The 24,390-nt window shown below is 71.2% G+C and carries 18 protein-coding genes; 12 read left to right on the plus strand and 6 right to left on the minus strand.

The annotated features are described in order from the left end of the window. Positions 1 to 112: 112 nt before the first annotated feature. A complete protein-coding gene (locus LWF15_RS15650) occupies positions 113 to 1,000 on the plus strand; it encodes an Fpg/Nei family DNA glycosylase (protein ID WP_232811544.1) in 888 nt (295 codons plus the stop codon). Between the two features lie 53 nt (positions 1,001 to 1,053). On the opposite strand, the gene LWF15_RS15655 is transcribed toward LWF15_RS15650, so the two are convergent. The 3 genes from LWF15_RS15655 to LWF15_RS15665 all read right to left on the minus strand — a co-directional run bounded on the left by LWF15_RS15655 (position 1,054) and on the right by LWF15_RS15665 (position 5,567). Then, entirely contained in the window at positions 1,054 to 2,859 is a 1,806-nt protein-coding gene (locus LWF15_RS15655; RefSeq protein WP_232811545.1) for a SpoIVB peptidase S55 domain-containing protein, read from the minus strand. A 248-nt stretch (positions 2,860 to 3,107) separates the two neighbouring features. After that, entirely contained in the window at positions 3,108 to 4,841 is a 1,734-nt protein-coding gene (locus tag LWF15_RS15660; protein ID WP_232811546.1) for a SpoIVB peptidase S55 domain-containing protein, read from the minus strand. 270 nt (positions 4,842 to 5,111) lie between these two features. Next, positions 5,112 to 5,567, minus strand: coding sequence for an SSI family serine proteinase inhibitor (locus LWF15_RS15665; RefSeq protein ID WP_232811547.1), 456 nt, complete (start codon positions 5,565 to 5,567; stop codon positions 5,112 to 5,114). A 284-nt stretch (positions 5,568 to 5,851) separates the two neighbouring features. Between LWF15_RS15665 and LWF15_RS15670 the strand changes: the two genes are divergently transcribed. Genes LWF15_RS15670 through LWF15_RS15685 form a run of 4 tightly spaced genes read left to right on the plus strand, consistent with a single transcriptional unit; the run spans position 5,852 to position 10,214 of the window. After that, a complete protein-coding gene (locus tag LWF15_RS15670; RefSeq protein ID WP_232811548.1) occupies positions 5,852 to 6,190 on the plus strand; it encodes a rhodanese-like domain-containing protein in 339 nt (112 codons plus the stop codon). Beyond that, positions 6,168 to 8,531, plus strand: coding sequence for a transketolase C-terminal domain-containing protein (locus tag LWF15_RS15675; protein ID WP_232811549.1), 2,364 nt, complete (start codon positions 6,168 to 6,170; stop codon positions 8,529 to 8,531). Before LWF15_RS15670 ends, LWF15_RS15675 begins: the two co-directional genes overlap by 23 nt. After that, complete coding sequence (locus tag LWF15_RS15680; protein WP_232811550.1) at positions 8,524 to 8,934, plus strand: hypothetical protein; 411 nt, start codon at positions 8,524 to 8,526, stop codon at positions 8,932 to 8,934. Before LWF15_RS15675 ends, LWF15_RS15680 begins: the two co-directional genes overlap by 8 nt. A 53-nt stretch (positions 8,935 to 8,987) precedes the next feature. Beyond that, positions 8,988 to 10,214 carry an ATP-binding protein gene (locus LWF15_RS15685; protein WP_232811551.1) on the plus strand — a complete coding sequence of 409 codons (1,227 nt, stop codon included), beginning with the start codon at positions 8,988 to 8,990 and terminating at the stop codon, positions 10,212 to 10,214. 57 nt (positions 10,215 to 10,271) lie between these two features. On the opposite strand, the gene LWF15_RS15690 is transcribed toward LWF15_RS15685, so the two are convergent. Then, on the minus strand, positions 10,272 to 11,585 hold the full coding sequence (locus LWF15_RS15690; protein ID WP_232811552.1) for a DUF445 domain-containing protein: 1,314 nt from the start codon (positions 11,583 to 11,585) through the stop codon (positions 10,272 to 10,274). 166 nt (positions 11,586 to 11,751) lie between these two features. On the opposite strand from LWF15_RS15690, the gene LWF15_RS15695 reads away from it, so the two are divergent. After that, a complete protein-coding gene (locus LWF15_RS15695; RefSeq protein ID WP_232811553.1) occupies positions 11,752 to 12,303 on the plus strand; it encodes a YceI family protein in 552 nt (183 codons plus the stop codon). Positions 12,304 to 12,447: 144 nt separating this feature from the next. After that, positions 12,448 to 13,287, plus strand: coding sequence for a glycerophosphodiester phosphodiesterase (locus LWF15_RS15700; protein ID WP_269810272.1), 840 nt, complete (start codon positions 12,448 to 12,450; stop codon positions 13,285 to 13,287). Positions 13,288 to 13,299: 12 nt separating this feature from the next. Here LWF15_RS15700 and LWF15_RS15705 read toward each other — a convergent pair whose 3' ends face one another. After that, positions 13,300 to 13,941, minus strand: coding sequence for a 2'-5' RNA ligase family protein (locus tag LWF15_RS15705; RefSeq protein ID WP_232811555.1), 642 nt, complete (start codon positions 13,939 to 13,941; stop codon positions 13,300 to 13,302). A 169-nt stretch (positions 13,942 to 14,110) separates the two neighbouring features. Here LWF15_RS15705 and LWF15_RS15710 point away from each other — a divergent pair, with 169 nt between their 5' ends. From LWF15_RS15710 to LWF15_RS15725, 4 genes are all read left to right on the plus strand, one after another. Next, positions 14,111 to 15,070 carry a DUF5926 family protein gene (locus LWF15_RS15710; protein ID WP_232811556.1) on the plus strand — a complete coding sequence of 320 codons (960 nt, stop codon included), beginning with the start codon at positions 14,111 to 14,113 and terminating at the stop codon, positions 15,068 to 15,070. A 135-nt stretch (positions 15,071 to 15,205) separates the two neighbouring features. Continuing rightward, positions 15,206 to 15,991 carry a glycosyltransferase family 2 protein gene (locus tag LWF15_RS15715; protein WP_232811557.1) on the plus strand — a complete coding sequence of 262 codons (786 nt, stop codon included), beginning with the start codon at positions 15,206 to 15,208 and terminating at the stop codon, positions 15,989 to 15,991. A gap of 116 nt (positions 15,992 to 16,107) precedes the next feature. After that, positions 16,108 to 17,643, plus strand: a complete 1,536-nt coding sequence (locus LWF15_RS15720) for a putative hexosyltransferase (protein WP_232811558.1) — start codon at positions 16,108 to 16,110, stop codon at positions 17,641 to 17,643. A 9-nt stretch (positions 17,644 to 17,652) separates the two neighbouring features. Continuing rightward, entirely contained in the window at positions 17,653 to 18,918 is a 1,266-nt protein-coding gene (locus LWF15_RS15725) for a class I SAM-dependent methyltransferase (protein WP_232811559.1), read from the plus strand. Positions 18,919 to 19,502: 584 nt separating this feature from the next. On the opposite strand, the gene LWF15_RS15730 is transcribed toward LWF15_RS15725, so the two are convergent. After that, complete coding sequence (locus LWF15_RS15730; RefSeq protein WP_232811560.1) at positions 19,503 to 21,731, minus strand: hypothetical protein; 2,229 nt, start codon at positions 21,729 to 21,731, stop codon at positions 19,503 to 19,505. Between the two features lie 107 nt (positions 21,732 to 21,838). Here LWF15_RS15730 and LWF15_RS15735 point away from each other — a divergent pair, with 107 nt between their 5' ends. After that, complete coding sequence (locus LWF15_RS15735) at positions 21,839 to 23,113, plus strand: glycosyltransferase 87 family protein (RefSeq protein WP_232811561.1); 1,275 nt, start codon at positions 21,839 to 21,841, stop codon at positions 23,111 to 23,113. Positions 23,114 to 24,390 lie beyond the last annotated feature (1,277 nt).

Consider the following 24,390-nt stretch of genomic DNA (forward strand, 5'->3'; position numbering starts at 1 on the left):
AGGCGGGGACGCTGCTCGATGAGAGTCGGATGAGAGCCCTCTCATCTGAGGTTCCGGAACGAGCCCTCGCGCCCGACTGACAGACCGGGGGGTGCCGGGGCATGCTGGGGGCGTGCCTGAGTTGCCGGAGGTCGAGGCCCTGGCCGGTTTCCTGCGGGAACGGCTGGTCGGCCGGGTGGTGGACAGCGTGGAGATCGGCGCGATCAGCGCGCTGAAGACGTACGACCCGCAGCCCGGGGCCCTGCGCGGGCTGAGCGTGACCGCGGTGCACCGGCACGGCAAGTTCATCGACCTGGACGCCGACGGCCTGCACCTGATCTTCCACCTGGCCCGGGGCGGCTGGCTGCGGTGGAACGACACGGCGGTCAAGACGATGCTCAAGCCGGGCAAGAGCCCGCTGGCCCTGCGGGTGCGGTTCACCCCGCGGCTCGACGACGAGGACGACGAGTCGACGCCCGGGTTCGACCTCACCGAGGCCGGGACCAAGAAGCGGCTGGCGATCTACGTGGTGAAGGCCCCCGGACAGGTGCCCGGCATCGCCACCCTGGGGCCCGACCCGCTGGCCGAGAGCTTCACCCAGGAGGTCTTCGCGGGCATCCTGCGCGGGCAGCGGCAGCAGATCAAGGGTCTGCTGCGCGACCAGAGCGTGATCGCCGGGGTGGGCAACGCCTACAGCGACGAGGTGCTGCACGTGGCCCGCATGTCGCCGTTCGCGATCGCCGCCAAGCTCGACGACGAGCAGGTGGGCACCCTGTACGAGGCGCTGCAGAACACGCTGCGCAGCGCGGTCTCGGCGGCCTCGGGCAAACCGGCCAAGGAGCTGAAGGACGCGAAACGGGCCGGGCTGGCGGTGCACGCGCGCACCGGCCAGGAGTGCCCGGTCTGCGGTGACGTGGTGCGCGAGGTCTCGTTCGCCGACTCGTCCCTGCAGTACTGCGCCACCTGCCAGACCGGCGGCAAGGTGCTGGCCGACCGCCGGATGTCCCGGCTGCTGAAGTAACGGCCGAGGCCCCCGCTCACGATCGAACGAGGGCCCCGGCCGGAGAACGACGACTACTTCACGGTCACCGAGACCGAGTCGTAGTACGAGGCGATCGCACCTTCCACGTCGGCCTCACGGGTGCTGCTGAGCACGTCCGAACCGTCGCCCGGGTCGATGTCGACGCGGCTGACGAGGGTGTTGCTGGACGGCTGGTTGTTCAGTTCCTTGATGAGCTCTTCGAACGAGTCGGCGGGCTCCTCCTCCGGCTCCTCCTCGTCCCACACCAGACCCCCACCGGCGTCGATGCTCAGGCTGCCGGTCGAGCCGCTGGGGCTTTCGTCAGGAACCGAAACCGTGAGGGGGACGGTGATCGTGTCGGTGCTGCGGTAGGCCTTCAGGGTGGCCCGCAGCGGGATGCTGGCCCCCGGCGCGACCTCCACGTCCTTCAGGGCCACCCACTTGTTCTGGTCCTTCAGTTGCACCTTGCTGACCGAGTACTGGCGCACCTGGGTCGAGACCTCACCGGTGATCTCCACCCCGGTGACCTGGATCTCCTCGTACTCCTGCTCGATCAGCGGCCACATCAGCGAGTAGAGCCGGTCGGCGGTGGCGTAGCTGATGTCGTAGGTGTCGGCCACGTAGTCCTTGTGGGTGATCTTGAAGTTCTTGCCGTCGGCGCGGCTGCCCTTGATCACGATCTTGATCTCGGACGAACCGGCCGGCTGGGCCCCGAGAGCCTTCACCACCGCGGCCTGGAGGTGGGTGGCGGCGATGTCGGCGGCCCAGGGCTGGTACACCGCCACCGTCTTACCGGTGGACTTCTTGCCGTGGTCGTTGGTCAGCGACGTGGTCACCGGGATCTGGTGCTCCGGGTTCTGGCCCAGGGTGCTGCGCAGGCCGACCGTGCCGTCCCAGGTGATCGTGCCCACCACGCCACCGGGGTTGCCGACCTTGAACGGGCTGAAGAGGGGGTCGCGCTGCACGAACAGGGCCTGGGCCGGGTGGGCGCTGTAGCTGACCGGGCCGGCCGACAGGAGCGGGTGGCCCCAGGCGACCGCCGTCTTGTCACAGACGTAGGTGGTGGTGCCCAGACCGTAGAACGAGACGTCCCCGTACGAGAGGGCGGCCGCGTAGTTGGAGCCGGCGAAGATCTCGCTGGGTGAGGACTTGACGGTGGCACTGGCCCCCGACCCGGTGCCGACCCGAACGGTGGTGCCGCTGGAGGCCTCGATGTTCTTCAGGAACTTGGCCGTGTTCTTCTTGGCCAGGCCGGTGGCGGTGAGCGGGGTGGAGACCGCCCGGAAACCCTTGGCGGCCAGGGCGGTGCTGACCTCGCCGGTCCGGGCGATCCGGGCGGCCTTGTCGCTGCTGACCGCCACCTTCTGGTTCGCTTCGGTGGTGGCGGCGCGGCCCCGGGCGTTCGACGGATCGTTGCGCAGGGCGAGCATGTCGGCGGCCGGGGTGAGACCCGCGATGCTGGTGTTGCCGCCGGTCAGGGTGTACGAGACCGCCCCGATCAGCTTGCCGTCGGCGGTGTAGACCGGCGAGCCGGACATCCCGCTCCACACCCCGCCGGCCCGGTCCAGGGCGGCCGAGTCGACGTCGGCCATGATCATGTCGATCCCGGGCCCGATGCCGTCGGTGATCCGGCCCAGCACGGTGGCGCTGAACGGGTCGGCCTGGTTGCCCTTCTCGACCGTGTAGCCGGTGCCTTTCAGCCCGTCCACCGCCTTGTCGGTGGGCAGTGCCTCGGGGCACGCGGCCGCCGCCTTGGTGGCCGGGTTCGCGGCCGACGAGTTCATCGCCGGCACCGCCACGAGCAGGCCGCAGACGACTGCTCCGGCGGCGAACCCGGTGGTTGTACGACTTCTGGACATGGAGCCCCCACTTGTCCGGGACACCCGGCACCGCTGTGCCGGGCAGCCTCTGGGCCGGTGCCGCAGGAGCGCGGACACCGGTTCCCCAGGTGGCGAGCATCACCATAGGGCCTCGGAAAGTGTTAGCGGTGAGTAGCTTTCGATGTCGTGCCGGGTGTTTCTGCTGAGCGTGCCGGGTTTTTCGGGTGCCCCGGGAACGACAAGGGCTCCCGGTCCGGACGGAACGGGAGCCCTTGAGGTGGGGGACGCTACTTGACCGTGATGGACACCAGCTTCTGGTAGGGGCTCACGGCCGCGTCGAGGCGGGTCTCGCGGACGCTGCTGCGCACCCCGCCCCGCGGGGCGTCGAGGTCGATCCGGCTGACCACCGAATCGCTCGAGGGGGTGTTGCGGATCTGGGCGAGCAGGCCGTTCAGCGAGTTCGGTTCCTTACCGGTGGTGGCCGCGCCCAGGCCGTCCGAGATGGTCAGCACGCCGGTGTAGCCGCTGCTCCGCTTCGGCACCGCGACCGAGATCGGGACCGTGACCTTCCGGTTGCTGCGGTAGGCGCTCAGCGTGGCGCGCAGCGGGACGGTGGAGCCGGAGGTCACGCTCTGGGTGCTCCTGACCGGCACCCACTTGCCCTTCTTCTTGGTCTGGACCCCGGTGACCCGGTACTGCTCCACGTCGGTGGTGACCTTGCCGGTGACCTTCACACCGGTGATGTTCACCTTCTCGTACGGCTGGTCGATCAGCGGCAGCAGCATGAAGTAGAGGCTGTCGGCGGTGGCGTAGCTGATGTCGTACGTGTCGGCGAAGTGGTCGGTGTGGGTCAGCCGGAACTTCTTGCCCTTGGCCCGGGTGCCGGTGACGGTGATCCTGACCTCGGACGATCCGGCGCCCTGGGCGCCGTTGGCCTTGACCACCGCGCTCTGCAGGTGCAGGGCGGCGATGTCGGCGGCGTAGGGCTGGTAGACCCCCACGGTGCGGCCCTTGACCGCCTTGCCGTCCTCGTTCACCAGCGAGGTGGTCACCGGGAACCGGTGTTTCGGGGCGCTGCCCAGGGTGCTGCGCAGGCCGGCCGTGTTGTCGCGGGTGACCGTGCCCACCACACCGCCGGCGTTACCCACCTTGAACGGCCCGAACACCGGGTCTTCCTGCACGTAGACGGCCGAGGCCGGGTGCACGCCGAACTCGGCCCGCCCGGCCGACAGGAAGGGGTGGCCGAAGGCGACCGCGGTGCCGTCGCAGACATAGGTGGTGGTGCCCAGGCCGACCAGCGAGATGTCGCCGTAGGACAGGGACGCCGCGTAGTTGGAACCGGCGAAGATCTCACTGGGTGAGGACTCGGCCCCGACGCCGATCGCGGATCCGCCCCGGCGGACCGCCAGACCGCTGCTCTTCTCCAGGCCGGCCAGGTAGCGCCCGGTGTTCTTCTTGGCGATGCCGGAGGCGCTGACCGGCACCGGCAGACGCTCGAACCCCTTGGCCGCCAGCGCTTTCGAGGCCTCGCCGGTCTTGGCGATCCGGGCGGCCTGGGACTTCGGCACCGAGATCTTCCGGGCCCCGGTGGCGCTGCCGCGCAGGGCCATCAGGTCTTCGGCGGGCGTGATCCCGGCGATCTTCGAGGAGGCCGCCAGACCGTACGACACCGACCCGATCAGCTTGCCGTCGCCGGTGTACACCGGCGAGCCGGACATCCCCGCCCACACCCCGCCCGCCCGTTCCAGGGCGGGGGAGTCCACCTCGGCCATGATCATGTCGATGCCCGGGGCGATCCCGTCGGTGATCCGGCCCAGGACGGTGGCGCTGAACGGCTCGGCGGTGGTGCCGCGCTCGACCGTGTAACCGGTGCCGCCCACCCCGTCGACCGCGTCGGCGGTGGGCAGCGCCGCCGGGCAGTCGGTCGCCGCCGCGGACGCGGTGGCGGCCGGAAGAGCGACGAGCAGACCGGAGACCGCCGCCGTCGCAATGAAACCGCCGGCCGCACGAGATCTGATCATTTCAGCCCCCACTGAATAGAGATCCGGCCGGGCACGAGCGTGCCGGACCGACACCGGACGAGCTGCCCGCTCTGGCACGCTCCGAACAACCCCCGGCTGTGATCGTCACCATAAGCCCTGGGAAGCCGCTGGAAAACACCCCTTTCGGACGGCTTGTGCCCGGTTCCGTCCGATGCGGGGGGTTTTCGTGATCTTCCTCCTGGGACGCCGGAGGTGAGCAGGGGATTCTGGGGCGGGCGGGAGGTCCGGCGACGGTCGCCGAATCCGGCCTTATTGCGCGCTTGGCTCAGTGATTTTCGGCAGAAGGGGGGTGAGTGCGTCCCAGCGCGAGATCTCGCAGCCGTCCTGCCGGCTGAAGGTCGCGTTCACGGCCTTACCTTGCCACGTGCCGGTGACAACAGCGGTCTGCTCGCCGCCGAAGATCTGGGTGCAGACGCTGTCGGTGGGAGTGGTCGGGACGGCCTTGTCGCCGTTGCTCTCCAGGGCGGCGCAGGCGGCCTCGGCGTCCGGGTGGTCACCGCCGGCCGGGTCGCAGGTGAGTTGCCAGGTGGTCGTCCGCCCGTCGGTGACCTCGATGGACAGGTCGGTCGCCGGACTCTCGGCCGTCGGGGCGTCCTGCGGGGTGACGGTGCCGTCCGAGGAGTCGGAGCCGCAGGCACTCAGGGCGACGACCGCGCAGAGCGAGAGGGGGGCGAGCCAGGGGCGACGTGAAGATCGGTGGTCCACAGGTCTCATCCTTTCGTGCGGGTGCCGGTGCAGGGTTGTTGTCGGGGGTCGTGGAGTGTCGTTGTCCGGGCCATCCGAAGTTGGACGCAGTGGGTGACCGACCGGTTCCCCCGGCCGACCTACAGGCCGACATCCGGCGGATTTGCCCGGGGCAGCCGGATTTGCCGACCGTTCTGCCGAGACCGGGCTCCTACGCTCCGACGACAGGCCGCCTCCGACGGCCCGGCGGGTGTCCGGGCCTGAGAGGATGACCGGACCCCGACAGCAAGCCCCCGGAGGTTGTCATGTTCCCGCCGCAGGTTCCCTCGGTGGACCCCAGCCAGGTACCCGCCGACGCCGCGATCCTGGATGTTCGTGAGCCCGACGAATGGGAGGCCGGCCACGTCCGCGGCGCCGTCCACATCCCGTTGATGGAGCTCCCCGCCCGTACCGCCGACCTGCCCGAGGGCCCCGACGGACAGGTCTACGTGATCTGCCGGTCCGGAGGCCGTTCTGCCCGCGCGGCGGCCTGGCTCGGGCAGAACGGTTTCGAGGCGATCAACATCGACGGCGGTATGGGTGCCTGGCAGGCGGCCGGCCGCGAGATGGTGAGCGACACCGGTGAAGCACCCACGGTCCGCTGAGAGCGTCGCGGCGCTGACCGTGGCCGACCTCGGCGAGCCCGGCCCCGGCGCCGAGCTCGTCGACCACCTCGGTCCGGTGCTCGAGCGGCTGGCCCGCGGAGAGGTGGCCGAGGTGGCCGCCGCTCCGCCGGCCGCCGCGGCCGACGAGGGCCAGTCGCCCGACGTGGTGGTGCCGGTCGACGGCACCGACGAGGAGGCCCCGCTCGAGGCGCTGCGGGCCGACCTGCTCGACCTGTTCGAGGCCCAGGCGGCCAGCCGCTGGCTGGACGTGGCGGCCCGGCGGATGGCCGCCGCCGGGCTGGGCAGTCACACCGTGGCCTCGGCCGGGCACGAGGGCAACGCCGCCGTGGCGATGGCCCTGCGCAGCAACGACCCGGCGCTCCTGCACCACCGCTCCACCGCGTTCTACCTGGCCCGGCTGGCCTCGGCCGGGCTGGAAGAGGGCATCGCGGCAGTCGCCCGCGGTCTGGCCGGCAGCTCCGACCAGCCGGCCGGCGGCGGTCGTCGGCCCACCCCGGCGCACCCCGAGGTCGCGGTGCTGCCGCCGGCCGGCACGGTCGCCGGTCACCTGCCCCGGGCCCTGGGCCTGGCCTGGGCGATCGGCCGTCAGCCGCGCAACCGCGCCCGCCTGGTCGGCGGCCGGCTGAACTGGCCCTCCGACGCCGTTGCGGTGGCCAGCTTCGGCGACGGCACGGCCGGCACCGGCGCCGCTCTGGGCGCGATCAACGCTGCCCTGTGGGCCTCCCGCCAGGGTGTGCCGCTGCCCCTGCTGCTGGTCTGTGAAGACAACGCGCTGGGCTTCTCCACCTCCAGCCCGCCCGGCTGGATCCGCTCGGTGTTCGGCTCGCGCGAGGGGCTGCGCTACTTCCCGGCCGACTCCGCCGGCGACTCCGCCGCCCTCTTCGCCACCGCCCGACGCGCAGTCGAGACCGCCCGTGCCCACCGACGTCCTGTGTTACTGCACCTCAGCTGTGTCCGCATCGGTGGGCACAGCGGGGCCGACCACGAGCTGAGCTACCGCAAGCCCGGCCGGATCAGCGCCGAACTGGCCCGCGACCCGCTCGTGGCCACGATGAACGCCCTGGTCCGGCACGGCGCGATGGCCGGCGACGAGGTCGGCCGCCGGCTGCTGCACCTGCGCGACCAGGTGGCCTCGGCCCTGGAGGACGCCACCCACCGCCCCCGCCCGCAGAGCTCCGCCGAGGTGATGGCCCCGCTCTCGCCGCGCCGCCCGGCCGTGGTCGGGATGGCCGCGTCCCGCGAGCCCGCGCCCGAGCGTCGCCAGGCGCTGTTCGGCACCCGGCTGCCGGAGAAGGAGGGCCCGCTCACCCTCGCCGAGTCGATCAACCGCACCCTGCTCGACGCCGCCCTCGCCCATCCCGGGGTGGTGGTGATGGGCCGTGACGTGGCCCGCGCCGGGGGTCTGCACGGAGTCACCCGCGACCTGCACAAGAAGCTCGGCCCGGCCCAGGTCACCGACACCACGCCGGACGCCCAGTCGATCCTCGGCCTGGCCATGGGCGGGGCGGTCAGCGGGCTGCTGCCGATCGCCGAGCTGGGCCTGGACGACCTGCACGCGGCCGGTGAGCTGCTGCGTTCCGAAGTGGCCACGCTGGCCTTCAGCTCCGACGGGGCCTACCGCAACCCGATGGTGCTGCGCGTGCCCGGGCTGGGCTACCAGGACGGTTTCGGCGGCGCGGTCGCGGTGGACAACGCGCTCGGTGGCCTGCGCGAGATCCCCGGCCTGGTGATCGCCTGCCCGGCGCATCCGGCCCAGGCCCCGGCCCTGCTGCGTACCTGCCTGGCCGCGGCCGAGGCCGACGGCACGGTGAGCGTGATGCTCGAGCCGGTGGCGCTCTACCACCAGCGTGATCTCGGGGCCGAGGGGGACGACGGCTGGCTCGCGCCCTACGCCCCGCCCGCGGAGTGGGGTTCGCAGCACGCGGCGATCGGCCGGGCCGCGGTGCACGGCAACGGCGAGGATCTGGCGATTGCGGCGTACGGCAACGGGTTACGGATGGCCCTGCGGGCCGCAGCCCGGCTGGAGCACGAGGGCATCGGCTGCCGGGTGGTCGACCTGCGCTGGCTCGCCCCGCTGCCGGTGGAAGACGTGATGAGCGCCGCCATGGCCACCGGGAACCTGTTGATCGTCGACGAGACCCGCCGTACCGGAGGGATTTCCGAGAGCCTGGTCACGGCGGTGCTGGAAGAGGGCTACGACGGCCGGCTGGCCCGGGTCACGGCGAAGGACAGTCCGCTGCCGGCCGGTCCGGCGGCCGCGTTCGTGCAGCTCACCGAGGCGCGGGTGATGTCCACGGCCCGGGCCCTCTGCAATGAGTGAGAACGATTACGGCGTAGTGCTTCTGGTTGATGTCGCGAACGTGATGGGCAGCCGGCCGGACGGCTGGTGGCGTGATCGGCTGGGGGCGGCCACCCGGCTGCTCGGTGGCCTCGCGACGGTCACCAAGATCTCGCTGAGCGGTGAGACCTTTTCTGTGGCAAGTATTCTCGCGGTGGTCGAGGGCAAGGCCAAGGGAGCGGCCGGGCCGGAGGGGGTGGAGGTCATCCGGGCCACCGCCGACGGGGACAGCACGATCGTCGCGGTGGCTCACGAGGTGGTCGCCGCGGGCGGGGTCCCGCTGGTGGTCACGGCCGATCGAGGGCTGCGGGCCCGGCTCCCGGCGGCCGCCCTGGTGGCCGGGCCCCGGGCCCTGCTCGACGTGCTCGGACCGAACCGCCCATAAAACGCTATTCGAGGCTCTAGTACTGGGCGTAGACACGCGGATACGCTCTGATCGTGGACCCGGTGCGCAATCCCTACGCCCCCGGCGCGGGCCAGCGCCCGCCCGAGCTGGCCGGCCGCAACACCGAGCTGGACAGCTTCGACGTGGTGCTGGAACGGATCAGCCGGGGCCGCCCCGAGCGCAGTCTGGTCCTCATCGGCCTGCGCGGTGTGGGCAAGACCGTGCTGCTCAACGCCCTGCGCTCGGCCGCGGTCCGGCGGCACTGGGGCACCGGCAAGCTGGAGGCCCGGCCCGACACGCCGCTGCGCCGTCCGCTGGCGGCCGCCCTGCACCAGGCCGTGCGCGAGCTCGGCCCGGCCAACAAGGACGATGCGAACCACGTCCTCGGCATTCTGAAGTCGTTCGCGATGAAAGAGCCGCCTGCGCCGGTCACCCGGGGTCGCACGGCGCTGCGGGACCGCTGGCAACCGGGCATCGACGTGCCCGCGGTACCCGGCCGGGCCGACTCCGGCGACATCGAGATCGACCTGGTCGAGCTGTTCACCGACATCGCCGGGGTGGCGGGCGGGGCGGGGCGCGGCATCGCCGTGTTCATCGACGAGATGCAGGACCTGCTGCCGGAAGACGTCTCGGCGCTGTGTGCCGCCTGCCACGAGCTCGGCCAGCAGGGTCTGCCCCTGGTGGTGGTCGGGGCCGGCCTGCCGCACCTGCCCGCCGTGCTCTCGGCCAGCAAGTCCTACTCCGAGCGGCTCTTCCGCTACGCCCGCATCGACCGCCTCGATCCGGAGGCGGCCGCCCAGGCCCTGCGCAGCCCCGCCCAGGAAGAGGGGGCCGACTTCACCGAAGAGGCCCTCGACGCCATGTACGAGGTCACGGCCGGCTACCCGTACTTCATCCAGGCCTACGGCAAGGTCGCCTGGGACGTGGCCCCGCGCACGCCGATCACCGCCGACGACGTGCGGGTGGCGGCGCCCGAGGCCGAGGCCGAGCTCGCGGTCGGGTTCTTCGGTTCGCGCTACGAGCGGGCCACGCCGTCCGAGCGGGAGTACCTGCGGGCGATGGCCGAGGTGTCGGCCGATCTGCCGCCCGGGCTGTCGATGGGCGACGCGGGGGTGGCCACCTCCGAGATCGCCGTGCTGCTGGGCCGCAAACCGCAGTCGCTGTCCCCGGCCCGCGACTCGCTGATCAAGAAGGGCCTGATCTACTCCGGGGAACGTGGCCGGATCGCCTTCACCGTTCCGCACTTCGGTCGTTACCTGCGGCGTCAGGCCGGCGACTAGATCCGATTGAAGACGATAGTGGCGTCTAGTTCTCGGGGTAGACGGCTTTAGAGCGTCTTAGCCCACCAGCACGGCCACGGAGTGGATCACCAGCCCGGCCAGGGCGCCGACCACCGTGCCGTTGATCCGGATGAACTGCAGGTCGCGCCCGACGTGCAGTTCGATCCGCCGGGAGGCGTCCTCGGCGTCCCAGCGCTGCACCGTCTCGCTGATCACCATGGCCAGCTCACCGGCGTAGTTGCGCACCACGTAACCGATGACGTCCTCGGCGTAGCTGTCCAGCCGGGCCTGCAGGGTCTTGTCCCGGCCGAGCCGGTTGCCCAGGTCGACCAGGGCGGTGACCATCCGCCGGCGCAGCTCGCCCTCCGGGTCGGCCAGGGCCTCGATCAGCATCCGGCGCACCGTCGACCACAGGGCGATCGAGGCCTTGCGCAGTTCCGGGTGCTCGAGCAGCCGGATCTTGATCGCCTCGACCTTGGCCTGGGTCTCCGGATCGGTGCGCAGGTCGCGGGCCAGCCGGCGGAGCAGGTCGTCCAGGGCCTGACGGGCCGGGTGCTGCTGGTCGCCGGCGATCTCGGTGAGCCAGCGCTGCATCTCGTCGTACACCCGGCGGGCGATCCGGTTGTCCACCCACTGCGGGGTCCACCCCGGGGCCTGCTCGGTGACCAGCAGCATGATCCGGTCCTGATTGATCTCGAGCCACGAACTGCCCTCGTCGATCAGGAGGTCCACCAGCCGTCGGTGCGCACCATCGTCCAAAATCCCGTCCAGCAGCCCACCGGCCAGCGGGCTCACCGGGATGTCGGCCGCCCGGGGCACGACGACCTGCTCGAGCATCGCGGCCACGTCGTCGTCGCGCAGCACGCTCAGCACGCCGTGCCCGGCCGTGGCCAGTTCGGCCCCCACCCGCTCCGCGTGGTCGGCCTCGGCCAGCCAGTTGCCCACCCGCCGGGTGACCTCGGCCTGCCGGATCTTCTCCCGCACGATGTCCTCGGAGAGGAAGTTGTCGGCGACGAACTCCTGCAGGCTCTCGCCGATCTGGTTCTTCCGGGTCGGGATCAGGGCGGTGTGCGGGATCGGCAGGCCCAGCGGGCGGCGGAACAGCGCGGTCACCGCGAACCAGTCGGCCAGCGCGCCCACCATGGCGGCCTCCGCGGCCGCGTTCACGAAGCCGAGCGGCCCCTCCTGATTGAGCGTGACCAGGTAGATCACCGCGGCCACCACCAGCAGGGCGGTCGCCACCGCCTTCATCCGCCGCAGCCGCACCCGGCGCAGCTCGTCGGCCTCGGCCGATCCGGCCAGACGGGGTGACGCGGGCGCGGTTGAGGACGCCGGTTCTGGTGCCGAGGTACGCGTGGGGGCGACGGACATGGGTAGATCTTCTCCCGTGATCGCCGACTCCGCCCGATCCGGGTGACGTTCACATTGCCGTTCGGCCAAGTGCGGGAATTTCTCCGGCCAGAGGTAGTTAGGTGAACGTTGAATCATCTAGGGTTCAACCAGCACCGCGATCCACCGACGACTAGGGAGCACCGAAATGAGCAACTTCCCCGCCGAACTCACCGGCACCTGGGTGATCGACGCCGGCCACAGCACCGTGGGCTTCGCCGTGAAGCACGCGATGGTCAGCACCACCCGCGGCAAGTTCAACTCCTTCAGCGGCGAGGCCACGATCGACGCCGCCAACCCGGAGGCCTCCTCCGCGTTCATCGAGATCGACGCCACCAGCGTCGACACCGGCAGCGAGCAGCGGGACGGCCACCTGCGCTCCCCCGACTTCTGGGACGCCGAGAACAACCCGAAGATCACCTTCCGCAGCACCTCCGCCAAGCTGGACGGCGACGACCTGATCCTCACCGGTGACCTGACGATCAAGGGCATCACCAAGCCGGTCGACATCAAGTGGGAGTTCACCGGCGTCGGCTCCGACCCGTGGGGCACCACCAAGGCCGGCTTCGAGGGCACCGCGACGATCAACCGCGGCGACTGGGGCGTGTCCTGGAACGCGGCCCTGGAGACCGGTGGCTTCCTGGTCTCCGACAAGGTCAAGCTGGTCCTCGAGATCGAGGCCGACAAGAAGCAGGCCTGAACCTTCCGGTAACACCCCGTCGGTGGTTCCCGGCCGGTCCCCGTGCACTGCGCGCGACCGGCCGGGAACGCCGGTGTTAACGGCCGGCGAGCATTCGCCGGCCTTTCGCATACCGTCTCCCACCTGCGGCGATCATGTGTCACGCTGTTCCGTGTGACTTCGCCACGGCCTCAGGTCGTCGCCCATCGGGGAGCCAGCGACCGCGAACCCGAGCACACCCTCGCGGCCTATCTGCGGGCCGTCGAGACCGGTGCCGACGCACTGGAGTGTGACGTCCGGCTGACCGCCGACGGCCACCTGGTCTGTGTGCACGACCGCACGGTGAACCGCACCTCGAACGGCACCGGCATCGTCTCCACGCTGGAGCTGGCCCAGCTCGAGGGGCTCGACTGGGGCTCCTGGAAGCAGCTGTCCCGGCAGCAGGGCGACCTCGGCACCGAGACGCCCGACACGGTCGACGCCTCCGACCGCTCGCACCTGCTCACCGCGCGCAAGCTGTTCAGCGTGGTCGCCGACCTGAACCGTCCGGTGCAGATCGCGGTCGAGACCAAGCACCCCACCCGCTACGGCGGCCTGGTCGAGCGCAAGCTGCTGCAGTTGCTGCAGGAGTTCGGCTGGGACAAGCACACCCCCGACCGGCCCTCGCCGGTGCGGATGATGAGCTTCTCCGCCCTGGCCGTGCGCCGGATGCGTGCCCTGGCCCCCGAGCTGCCCCTGGTCTACCTGGTGGAACGCCGGATGCCGGTGGCGATGATCGACCAGCAGGTGCCGGCCGGGGTGGCGATCGGGCCGGACGTCGAGCTGCTGGCGCAGAACCCACGGCTGGGCGAGCGCATCCGGGCCCGCGGCCGGGACCTGCACGTCTGGACGGTGGACACTCCCGAGCACGTCCGGGTGTGCCTGGACTCCGGGGCCTCGGTGATCATCACCAACCGGCCCGCGGAGACCCGCCGGACGCTCGAGAACCTGCTGGTCCCGGCCTAGGACTTCAGAACCTCAGGACAGGACCGCGGGTTCGGCGAACGGCAACTGCACTTCGTGTTCCCACGACCAGCTCTTGTCGGCGCGGCGTAGGGCCACCAGTGACAGGTGCCGCACGTCGATCGGCGTCAGGTCCTGCGAGGTCGTCGCCAGACCGGCGGTCAGTTCTTCACCGCTGATCGCACGGTCGGCGTAGGCGATGCTCACGTGGGGCACGAAACCGCCTGCCGAGGGCGGGAACTGGTAGACCTGCTCCGGGCCGAGCAGTTCGGCCGCGGCCAGCTGGATCAGGTCGCGCAGGGCCACGAGCTCCTCGGCCGGATACACCGGCAGCACCACTGCATCGATGTCGTCGGTGGCCGGGCCGGCGTACAGCCGGGGCAGGTTCCGCCGGGCCACCACGGCGCCCACGGCCTCGGCCAGGTGCTCGATCTGAGCGTCCGGCACCAGGTCGCGGAACGTGACGCCCTGAACGGTCAGGTGCAGTCCCGAGCGGGGGATCGGGCCGAGGCCGGGGATGCCGCTCAGCGCGGCCTGGTCGTGCTCGATCCGGGAGTGCAGTGCGCTCGCGTCGGCGAAGGTCAGGTAGAACGCCCAGAGCTCGCGCCCCGGCTGCCATTCCGGCAGGTCTACCCAGTGGTCCAGCAACCCGTTCATCGAAGTCCCGTTGATCGTCGGTGGTCGTCGCGGAGCATCCTTGCGGGCGCCCATGCTCGGGTGACAACCGGGTGTACAGCTGAATTGCCTTGTCTAGACATGTCTAGCTCAATCGCTAGAGTTTGTTAGACGTCCTGATCCTCATCGGGGATCGCTAGGCTCGCGGCCCATGGGAAAGAAGCAGCGCCGAACCGGATCCGCCCCCGTCGCCGTCGCCGACGGTGACATCCCGGTCGTCGGTGGACGTGAAGCCTGCCCCTGCGGGTCGGGCAAGCGGTACAAGGCGTGTCACGGGCGGGCGGCCCGGATCGAGGCGATGAAGATGGTCGTGCGCCCCTTCGAGGGCCTGACCGGCGAGTGCGACCTGGTCGCGATGCGCGAGATCGTCCCCGCGGCGACCGCGGTCGTGCCGGTCAAGGAGGAGTTCGGCGGGGGCGAGGTCACGATCGCCACGATCCTGCCGATGGCCTGGTCGGCGCTGCACCGCGCGGACGGCACGGTGCTGGTCGGTCTGCAGACCAACGGCGGTTCCGGCGACGCCAGCCGCGACATCGCCGCCGCCCTGCTGAGCGCGCGTGAGCTGGAGGCCGGCAACCCGGTGGCCGAGGGGGACCTGCCCGGTCCGGGGCCGCGCCTGCAGGACGTGCTCGACCTCTCCGGCGGGTTCGACGTCGCCGTGCACGAGGGCTTCGACTTCTGGTTCGCGCAGGACAACGAGCTCACCCCCGAGGTGCGCGAGTCCCTGGAGCAGGCCAACGGTGCGGCAGTGCCGACCAAGCGCCTGAACTCGGTGGACGCGGCCTACTGGGTGCAGATGGGCGCCCGCCGTCACCTGCGCTGGGTGCTGCCGGACGACGAGACCAAGGTGCTCGACGGCATCGCCCGGCTGCACGCCGCCGGAGAGTCCGCCCTGCTGCCGGAGACCAAGTACGTGGGCTCGTTCCGGGCCTGCGGTCTGATCGTGCCGGTCTGGGACCTGGCCGACGACACCGAGCCCGAAGAGCTGGAGAAGCCCATCGTGGCGTTCGCCGAGCGGCTGCGCGAGGCAATGGGCCGGACCGAGCCGCTTACCCCCGACGAGCGTCGCGCCCGGGCGGGTGTGGTCTCCCGCCAGGTCACCTTGCGCTGACCCCAAGGCAACCAGAACAAACTATGGACGTTTGTGAGCGCCTGGCTCACAGACGTCCATAGTTCGTTCGGGCACCGGTTGGTTCGGAACACCCGCACTACCCCGTGGTCCGCGCTACCCCCTAGCCTCTGTGGCGTGGCAGACGAGACACATCCGGGTTTGCCTGGCGGGCTCGCCGTCGTCATCCCGGCCAAGGACGAGGCCGAGCGGATCGCCGCAACCGTCACCGCGGCGCTGGCTCTGCCCGGCGCCGACCTGGTGATCGTGGTGGACGACGGCTCCGGCGACGACACCGCCGAGATCGCCCGCAAGGCCGGTGCCCAGGTGGTGAGCCACGAGGTGAACCGGGGCAAGGCGGCCGCGATGGAGACCGGGGCGGCCCGCGCAGCTGTGCTCGACGGCACCTCCGCCCCCCGGGCCCTGCTCTTCATCGACGCCGATCTCGAGGCCAGCGCGGCGGCCACGGCCACCATCGTGGAACCGGTGCTCGCCGGCGAGGCCGACATGACCATCGCGCTGATCCCGCCCCAGGCCACCGCGGGCGGGGGCAGCGGCCGGGTGGTGCGGCTGTCACGCAAGGGCATTCGCCAGGCCAGTGGCTGGACGGCGACGCAGCCGTTGTCCGGAACGCGGTGCATCAGCCGCCCGGCCTTCGACGCCGCCCTGCCCCTGGCCATCGGCTGGGGCGTGGAGACCGGGCTGACCATCGACGTGCTGGGCGCCGGGTACCGGGTGATCGAGGTGCCGTGCGAGCTGCACCACCGGGTCACCGGCTCGGACCTGCGAGGTCAGCTGCACCGCGCCGGCCAGTACCGGGACGTGTGGCTGGCGCTGCTGGAACGCCGCACCCGCACCGTCCCGGTGGCCAACCGGGTGTTCCGGCCCGCCTCCAAGGTGGTTCGCAAGGTTCTCGGCGGGTAACAGTGGCCGTGGTCTGGGCCACACCGACCTGAACTTCCGGGCAAATCGGCGTGCTGTTTCCAAGCCGAGTCCGGCCGGCGGCCCTTTGGGGCCGGCGATGCTGGTTCGATGGGCTCGTGTCGTCCGCGCGGGTCTTCAGCTGGTCGGGTGCGATTTCCGTCCTGCTGCTGGCCGGGGTGGCACTCGCCGGTGACTCGGCCGCCGTACCCGGCCTCGGCCCGGCCACCTGGTACCCGTCGTGGGACCTCGGTCTCGGGCTGAACTCCGGCACGGTCAGTGCCGTCCTGGCCGTGGCGGCCGTCCTCGGAGCGGTTGCCGTGGTGGCGGGGCTGCGCGCCGTCGGCGGTTCCTTCCTGGCGCCCCGGCAGGTGCTGATCGCAGTGGTGGCCGCGGTTGCCGTGCTCACCCTGCTACCGCCGCTGGGCTCGGCCGACCACCTCTCCTACCTGGCCTACGGCCGGATCGCCGCGGCCGGCGACGACCCCTACGTGGAAGACCCGGCCGCCTGGCGCGACGGCACCGACCCGGTGGCCGGCGCCGTGCAGCCGCCCTGGCAGCACACCACCAGCGTGTACGGCCCGGTGGCGACCGCGGCCCAGGCGCTCCCGGCCTGGGCCGGAGACGGATCGCTGCGGCTCACGGTCTGGATCTGGCAGATCTTCTGCGGCCTCGCCTTCCTCGCGGTGGCCCTCACCCTCGACCGCCTGACCCGCGGGGATCCGGCGGCCCGGGCGCGCACCTGGGTGCTGTGGACGCTGAACCCGCTGCTGCTGGGGCAGATCGTGCTCGGCGGCCACCTGGACGTGATCTCGGTGGCCTTCGCGATCGGGGCGATCGCGCTCGCATCGCGGCGTCCGGCACTGGCCGGTGTGCTGATCGGTGCTGCGGTGGGCAGCAAGATCACCTTCGGCCTCTTCGCCCTGGCCATCCTCTGGGGCCTGCGGCACCGGCCGTGGCCCGAACTGGCCCGGCACCTGGGCGTGATGGCGTCGGCCGGACTGGCCGTGCTGGTCCCGGTGCATCTGTGGACGGGGTGGCACACCTACGACCGCCTCAGTGCCGCCAGCAGTCAGGTCTCGCTGGCCACCCCCTGGCGGCTGGTCACCAACCAGCTCGACCCCGTCTTCGGCAGCGTGGTGCGCGACGTCGTCGGCCCGCTCTCGATGGCCCTGGGCGCGGTTCTGGTGGTTCTGCTGCTGCGCCGGCTGCGTGCGCACCCCACCGGGATCTCCGGCGACACCGAGACCGCCGCAATGGCCCGGGCGGCGTTCGCGCTGGCTGCGGGCTGGTTGCTGATGACGCCGTACTCGCTTCCGTGGTACGACAGCATGGTGTGGGCACCACTGGCGCTGCTCGCCCCGACACTGCTGGACGGGGCTCTGCTGGCCCGGTTGTTCGTGCTCGTGCTGGCCTACGTCCCCGGCCGGGTTGTCGGGATGTCCGTACAGGTCGAGGAAATCACGCTGGGTTTCCGTAAATCCGTAGCGCCCTGGCTGGAACTCGCCGTGATCGTCACGGTCGTGGTCTGGACCTGTCTGCGCTGGAAGGATTTTCGGGCCTCAGCAACACCGGACGACGAAGAGCAGCGCCGCTCCTCGGCCTCCCTGGCCCCGGGATCGACTGATTCGACGCCGGCCAGGCCGACTGAATAGGTTGCGGGAATGACCGTGTGGCAATGGGATCCGTCGCTCTACTCGGGTAGCGCCGACTACTACGCAACCGGGCGCATGCCCTATCCGCCGAGCGCGGTGCAGGCGATCGTGCACACGCTCGGGCTGGACGGCACCGGCCGGCTGCTCGACGTCGGCTCCGGGCCCGGTTCGCTGACCCTGCCGCTGGCCGCGCACTTCGCCGAAACCGTGGCGGTGGACGCGGATCCGGAGATGGTCGAGGTCGGGCGGGCCGAGGCGGAGGCCCGGGGGGTGCGGTCGATCTCCTGGCAGGCGCTGCGGGCTGAGGACCTGGACGCCGGGCTGGGCCGGTTCCGGCTGATCGCCTTCGCCCAGTCCTTCCACTGGATGGAGCAGGCCAAGGTGGCCGGGATCGCGGCCGGGCTGCTGGAAGAGGGCGGCTCGGTGGTGCACGTGGCGGCGACCACCGACAAGGGCACCGGCGAGACCCCGCGCACACCACTGGCTTTCCCGCAGCCACCGTGGGAGGAGATCCGCGACCTGGTGGCCCGCTACCTGGGTGAGGAGCGGCGCGCCGGGCGAGGTGTGCGCCCGAGTGAGATGTTCGGCACCGAGCGTGAGGCCTTCGCCGCGGCCGGTTTCGGTGAGCCGCAGACCGTCGAGGTGCCGCACAACGTGGCCCGGGTGCGCACGGTCAAAGAGGTCGTGGCCGCGGTGTACTCGCTGTCGTACTCCGCGCCGCACCTGTTCGGTGAGCGCAAAGACGAGTTCGAGGCCGAGCTGATCGAGCTGCTCACGGCGCGGGCGGCCTCGGGCGTGCTGTTCGCCGAGCAGGTCGGCTCGGTCCGGCTCACGTTCTGGGCCGCTCCGAAGGTTTCTTCTGACGAGGCGGCGCCTGCGCCTTCGACGCCCAAGGCTTCAGCCCGTAAGGCCTCGGCCCGTAAGGCCTCGGCGGGGCGTAAGGCGTCCGCGCCCGCTCCGCGTAAGGCCGCCGCGAACGCGAACACGGCCTCGGCCGGTAAGTCGGCTGCCCGGAAGTCAACGGCTCCCGCCACGGTCGGGCGTAAGACGGTCAAGGCGGAAATCACGGCTCCGAAGACGGCGACTCCGAAGGCGACGGCTCCAAAGACTGCGACTCCAAAGACTGCGACTCCGAAGACGGCGACTTCGAAGACTGCGGGCCGGAAGCCGGCTTCGCGGAAGTCCGGATCCGAGGTGGCGCCGGTTTCTACTGAGGTGGCGGTTCCCGCGCCTCGCCCGAAGGTGCGGCGCGCCGTCAAGAAGGCCAGTTCCTAGGTCTGGTCGCATCTGAGGTTGCGCCGGTTCCTGCCGAGGTGGCGGTTCCCGCGCCTCGCCCGAAGGTGCGGCGCGCCGTCAAGAAGGCCAGTTCCTGGGTCTGGTCGCATCTGAGGTGGCGCCGGTTTCTACTGAGGTGGCGGTTCCTGGGCCTCGTCCGAAGGTGCGGCGCGTCGCTAAGAAGGCCAGTTCCTGGGCCTGGTCGCATCTGAGGTGGCGCCGGTTTCTGCCGAGGTGGCGGTTCCTGCGCCCCGTCCGAAGGTGCGGCGCGCCGTCAAGAAGGCCAGTTCCTAGGCCTGGCTGCCTACTGCTGGCGCCTGCATCGAGTCCCTACGAGGGGTGTCCGCCGGGCCCGGCCAGTGCGTCATGGGTGCGCCTGCCTCCTGCACCCCGCACCCCCGAGGCAGAGCTGGGCTGAACCGGGCGCATCCTCGTCACGATGCGTATCCGCGGCCTAGCCCCCAGGTGCCGTCGTGTACATCGAGTACCACGTGTACACGATGTACACCGCCGCGACGGGCGCGTCGGCGGCTACCGACTCGCACGATGGCGAGCCGGTAGCCGAGGTAGACCGGAGGTCGTGCCTAGCCCTCGGCGGCCGCGGCCTCTTCCGTTTCCGTGGCCGCCGGCGGGTCGGTGTCGCTCAGCTCCAGGGCCCGCACGCTGACCGCGATCAGCAGCGGTACCGCCACGGTGGCGGCCACCGCCGGGATGGCGATGCCGGAGTCGTTCATCACGAACCCGATCAGCATCAGCACGCCGAACGCGATCATGCCCGACTTCAGCACCGGCGAGCGGTTGTAGGCCAGCTGCAGGGGCCGGACCCCCCAGGAGACCGGGCGGGCCAGCACCAGCACCACGAAGGCGATCCCGACCGGCACCAGGATGCTGAGGTTGGTCGTGAACAGGATGCCGAGGTTGGCCAGGGCCTTGCGCTGGATCACGGTGAAGGCGCCGCCGTCGATCACCGTCTGCACGAACCGGCCGAGGTGGGTCCGGTCGTCCGCGCCCCGGGCCCAGTCCAGCACGCTGATCAGGACGATCACGGCCACGGTGACGGCGGTGATCAGGGCCGCCCGACGCAGCGTGATCCTGACCCCCAGGGCCAGCAGGGCGAGCACGGCGAAGGCCGGAATGATCGCCGGGGGGCCGCCGAAGTCGCTGCCCCAGCCGGGGGTGCCGTCGATCACCGTGGCGAAGATGCCGACCGCGACCACAGCGGCTGCGGCGAGCATCCGGCGGTTGCTCCGCACGAACGTGTCGGCCAGCGCGACGCCCAGCAGGATCGCCCCGGTGACGAACACCGAGAACGCCACGTTCCCGAAGCCGTAGAAGCGGCCCGCCACCACCGCGCGCAGACCCATCATGCTCGACATCTGCAGGTGCGAACCGGTGACCACGTCGGCGGCCAGGACCAGCACCGTCATTCCGCCGACCGCCCCCATCGGGCCGAGCAGGCCGTGTTTCCAGGGCCCCAGGTTGGCGATCAGGGCCATCGGCACCACGAAGAGAATGACCGCTCCGGTCACCGCCAGGGCCGGGTTCTCGTACCGCCACCAGGGCAGCAGGTTGGCCAGGAAGGTGGCTGCCGGGACGCAGGAGAACAGCACGGCCACGCGGCGCAGCCAGCGCAGCAGCGTGAGCCGCCGCTCGGGCAGCGAACGACGGCGCAGGATCAGGGTGGCGGCCAGGTAGAGCAGGACCTGGGCCACGATCAGGCCGGCGAAGAACACCGGCACGATCGGGTTCACCGCGATCTCGGCCTCGTCCAGGTCGAGCAGCTTGCGCTTGCGGTCCGCGTCGGCCATGTCGGTCGCCACCGGCTGCACCACCGAGCCCACCGCAGCGGCCGGCCGGTCCACGCCGATGGCGGCCAGGACCGTCGGGAACAGGTCGGTGGTCTGGACCAGGCCGTCCTGCCGGGTGGAGGAACTGCCCAGCAGGGAGTTGCCGTAGGAGCCGCCGTCCGGTGCCGGGCCGGTGGCCGCCAGGAGCCGCAGTTGCGACTTCGACCCGGAGTCGGCCAGCGAGGCCAGGTAGACCGTGGCGTCGTTGGGGATCTCGGCCAGCACTGCTTCGAGGCGCTGCTCGAGCGCGGTGACCTGCTCGGCCCGGGGCTGGGCGTAGGAGCCGGTCAGCGGCGGGATGTTTTTGGGAACCTTGTACTTCTGCTCGGCCGGATCGATGACCGCGCCCAGATCGACGGCGAGAACCTGCGGTCCAGTGGCCAGAGCCGCGTCCACGTCGGCCGCCAGATCCTGCGGATCAGCGCTGCCGGCCCAGACGTTAGGCGCCTGGCCGTCCTTGTCGGCCAGGGCGATCGCGCCGCCCGCACCGACCGCCGCACTGCTCACGTTGTTGGCGGCCAGTGTGGTGCCGAGCAGACCCGGCTGGGCATCGAAGTCCGCGTCCGAGGCCGAGGCCAGGTAGCGGTCCCACCCGCCCACGGTGCCGCTCTGCCCCGGATCGGTCACGGTGACCTGCGGGTCTTGGCAGACCGCGGCGCCGTTCGCGGGCTTGATGTCGCCGGCGCGAGCCCCGGCCGAGACCCCCAGCCAGCCGTCGGCCGGGCAGGTGGTCTGGCGGATGCTGCGCACCGACAGCCAGCCGGAGGAGGCGTCCTCCTGCAGGCTGGTCAGGGCCGGGTGCTCCTCGGTCACATCCGTCCAGCGCAGCCCTCCGGTGCCGAGCAGGATCACCGGGCCGGGCACCGACGAGTCGGTGGCCGCGCCTGCCGCCGGGACCGTGGCACCGGTGATCAGCGTGGTCAGGACGCCGAGTGCAGCCAGGCGGGGGCGCAGTCCAAGTCTCACCCGGGCCACTGTATTGGGCCTCGCCGACCGGCCCGTCCGTCAGTCGGTTCCGCCCGTCTGACCAGGCACTTGCGGAGATTGTCGGTGGGACACGCAAGAATCTGTCCGTGGACAACCCGGCAACGCTCAGGCAGCGCGCCCCCTGGCTGGTGCTGGGGGTCCTGGTGCTGGCCGCGTCCGCGTTCCCGCTGGCCTGGCACTACCTGGTCACCTACCCGCGCGAGAACTGGCAGGTCGACCTCGAGGTCTACCGCGAGGGCGCCCGGGCCGTGGTCACCGGTTTCCCGCTCTACGAGCTGCGCACCGTCCAGCCCCAGTTCCTCCCGTTCACCTACCCGCCGTTCGCCGCCTTCACCGCGTTCCCCCTGCTCATCGCCCCCTTCTCGGTCATCGGCTGGGTGTGGACGGTGCTGCAGTGCGCGCTGCTGTGGTGGATGGTGGGCGTCGCCTTCCGCCCGCTGCTGCGCCGCTTCGGTCACCGGGCCGGCCTGGCCCAGGGCGTGCTCGCCGCCGGTGGCGTCTGGCTGCTGCCGGTCTCCGACGGCATCCGCTTCGGCCAGGTCAACGCGGTCATCGTGGCCCTCTGCCTGTGGGACGTGACCCGCCGCTCCCGAGACACCGGCACGTGGGCCGGCGGCAGCGGGGTGGGCGTCGCCCTGGCCACCGCGGTCAAGCTCACCCCCGGCGTCTTCTGGCTGCACTGGGCCTTCACCCGGCGCTGGAAGGTGCTCGCCACCTCGATCGGCACCGCTGCCCTGGTCACCGTGGTGGCCTGGTTCCTGCTGCCCTCCGCCTCGGCCACCTACTGGACAGACGCCCTGCTCGACCCCGGGCGCCTCGGCCCCAACGGCGGCACCTCCAACCAGTCCCTGCGCGGCGTGCTCCTGCGCCTGGGCCCCGGTGAAGGCAGCCTGGCCTTCACCGCGGTCAACGGCCTCATGGTCATCGCTGTACTCGCCGCCGCCCTCCCCCTCGCCCGCCGCTTCGACCGCCTGGGCGAGCCGGTAGCCGTGGTCGCCGTACTCGGCATGACCGCCTACCTCATCTCCCCGGTCTCCTGGGTGCACCACATGCACTGGGGCGTCGTGGTGATCGGTGCCGTCCTGGGCGACGGCCGAGACCGCCGCCGCGTCGCCGTGGCCCTGGCCGGCGCCGTGCTGCTCTGGATCCGAATGCCCTGGTGGGGCGCCAACCTCCTGGCCGGCAACGACGTGCCCAACCTCGTGGCCCGCGTCGTCCAGAACTCGTACAGCTGGTGGGCCGCCCTGGCCCTGCTCGCCCTCTGGCTCCTGGTCGCCCGAAAACAGCAGGCGCCCCCAGCACCCGACCAGAACGACCCCGACAACCCCGCCCAGGACGACCTCACCCCCGCCCGAGCCTGACACCTTCCTAGTCCTCGGGCCCTGGGCTCAGACCCCCTGCCCGGGCCGCAACCTTCTGCCTGGGGCGGTGACCTTCTGCCCGGGGCCGCAACCCTCAGTCGGTCGTGGCCCTGGCCGGGCTGTGAGTCTCGCCGGGCCGAGAGCCTGGTTGAGAGTGGGCCTTGGCTTGGCGAGGCGGGTGGGCCTTGGCCTGGCGGTGGTCTTCGTCGGGCCGTGACCTTGTCGGGCCGTGACCTTGTCGGGCCGTGACCTTGTCGGGCGGTGGGCTCGTTGGGCGGTGGCCTTCGTTGGGCGGTGGCCTTGTCAGGTCGTGGACTCGCCGGGCCGAGAGAGCCTGGTTGAGAGTGAGCCTTGGCTTGGCGAGGCGGGTGGGCCTTGTCGGGCGGTGGTCTTCGTCGCGCCGGGAGCTTGTCGGGTGTTGGCCTTATCGGGTCGTGGCCTTGTTGGGCTGTGACTCGCCAGGCGGTGACCTTGTCTGGCCGCGGACTCGCCGGGCGGTGCCTAGTCGGGCGGTGGCCTTGTCGGGGCGTGGCCTTGTTGGGCGGTGGTCTTGTCGGGTCGTGGACTCGCCAGGCCGTGACCTTGTTAGGCCACGGACTCGCAGGGGGTGGCCTTGTTGGGCCACGGACTCGCCAGGCGGTGGCCTTGTCGGGCGGTGCCTAGTCGGGTGGTGGTCTCGTTGGGTGGTGGTCTTGTCGGGTCGTGGTCTTGTCGGGCTGTGGACTCGCCAGGCGGTGGCCTTGTCGGGACGTGGCCTGGTCAGGGACGTGGCCTTGTCGGGCCGCGAGCTTGTTGGGCGTAAGCCTGGGCACGTGTGAGCTCGGCCGGGCCGTGAGCGGTGTCGGCTGGGCTCTGTGCTCGGCACGCGCCTTGGCCGGCGTGTTCTTGACCGGGCATGAGACCAGCCCGGGGTCTTGGCCTGCCCAGCGATGGTTCGCTCGGCCGGAATCTCTTGCAAGCCAAGAACGGATGCCAAAAGTGGGCTATACGGCCCAAAAATACATCCGATCTCGGCTTGGCGCGAAAAAGACATCCGATCTGGCGGCCAAGGCAGCACCTGGGACCGTCAGACGGTGGTGATCACCCACCTGGCCATCGGCGGTGGCGGGCGGGTGGCTCCCATTCGTCCCAGGAGCTGTCGGAGTTCGGGGCGGGCCGGGGGCTGTGAAGGGCCGGGCCGAAAGTTGACCATGGCGCTGGTCCGGCCCGGCGTGTGACGAGGTGGTGAGTTCGAGGTGTTGTGGTAAGCCCGGGCGCTGAAGACAACTCCCAGCGTC

This window comes from Kineosporia rhizophila, assembly GCF_021277265.1.
GTDB lineage: Bacteria > Actinomycetota > Actinomycetes > Actinomycetales > Kineosporiaceae > Kineosporia > Kineosporia rhizophila.

Coding starts and splice junctions, on each gene's coding strand:
- LWF15_RS15680 (WP_232811550.1), top strand. CDS start 8,524: ATGAGTGAGAACGATTACGGCGTAGTGCTTCTGGTTGATGTCGCGAAC.
- LWF15_RS15710 (WP_232811556.1), top strand. CDS start 14,111: ATGGGAAAGAAGCAGCGCCGAACCGGATCCGCCCCCGTCGCCGTCGCC.
- LWF15_RS15690 (WP_232811552.1), bottom strand. CDS start 11,585: ATGTCCGTCGCCCCCACGCGTACCTCGGCACCAGAACCGGCGTCCTCA.
- LWF15_RS15725 (WP_232811559.1), top strand. CDS start 17,653: ATGACCGTGTGGCAATGGGATCCGTCGCTCTACTCGGGTAGCGCCGAC.
- LWF15_RS15695 (WP_232811553.1), top strand. CDS start 11,752: ATGAGCAACTTCCCCGCCGAACTCACCGGCACCTGGGTGATCGACGCC.
- LWF15_RS15655 (WP_232811545.1), bottom strand. CDS start 2,859: ATGTCCAGAAGTCGTACAACCACCGGGTTCGCCGCCGGAGCAGTCGTC.
- LWF15_RS15670 (WP_232811548.1), top strand. CDS start 5,852: ATGTTCCCGCCGCAGGTTCCCTCGGTGGACCCCAGCCAGGTACCCGCC.
- LWF15_RS15705 (WP_232811555.1), bottom strand. CDS start 13,941: ATGAACGGGTTGCTGGACCACTGGGTAGACCTGCCGGAATGGCAGCCG.
- LWF15_RS15660 (WP_232811546.1), bottom strand. CDS start 4,841: ATGATCAGATCTCGTGCGGCCGGCGGTTTCATTGCGACGGCGGCGGTC.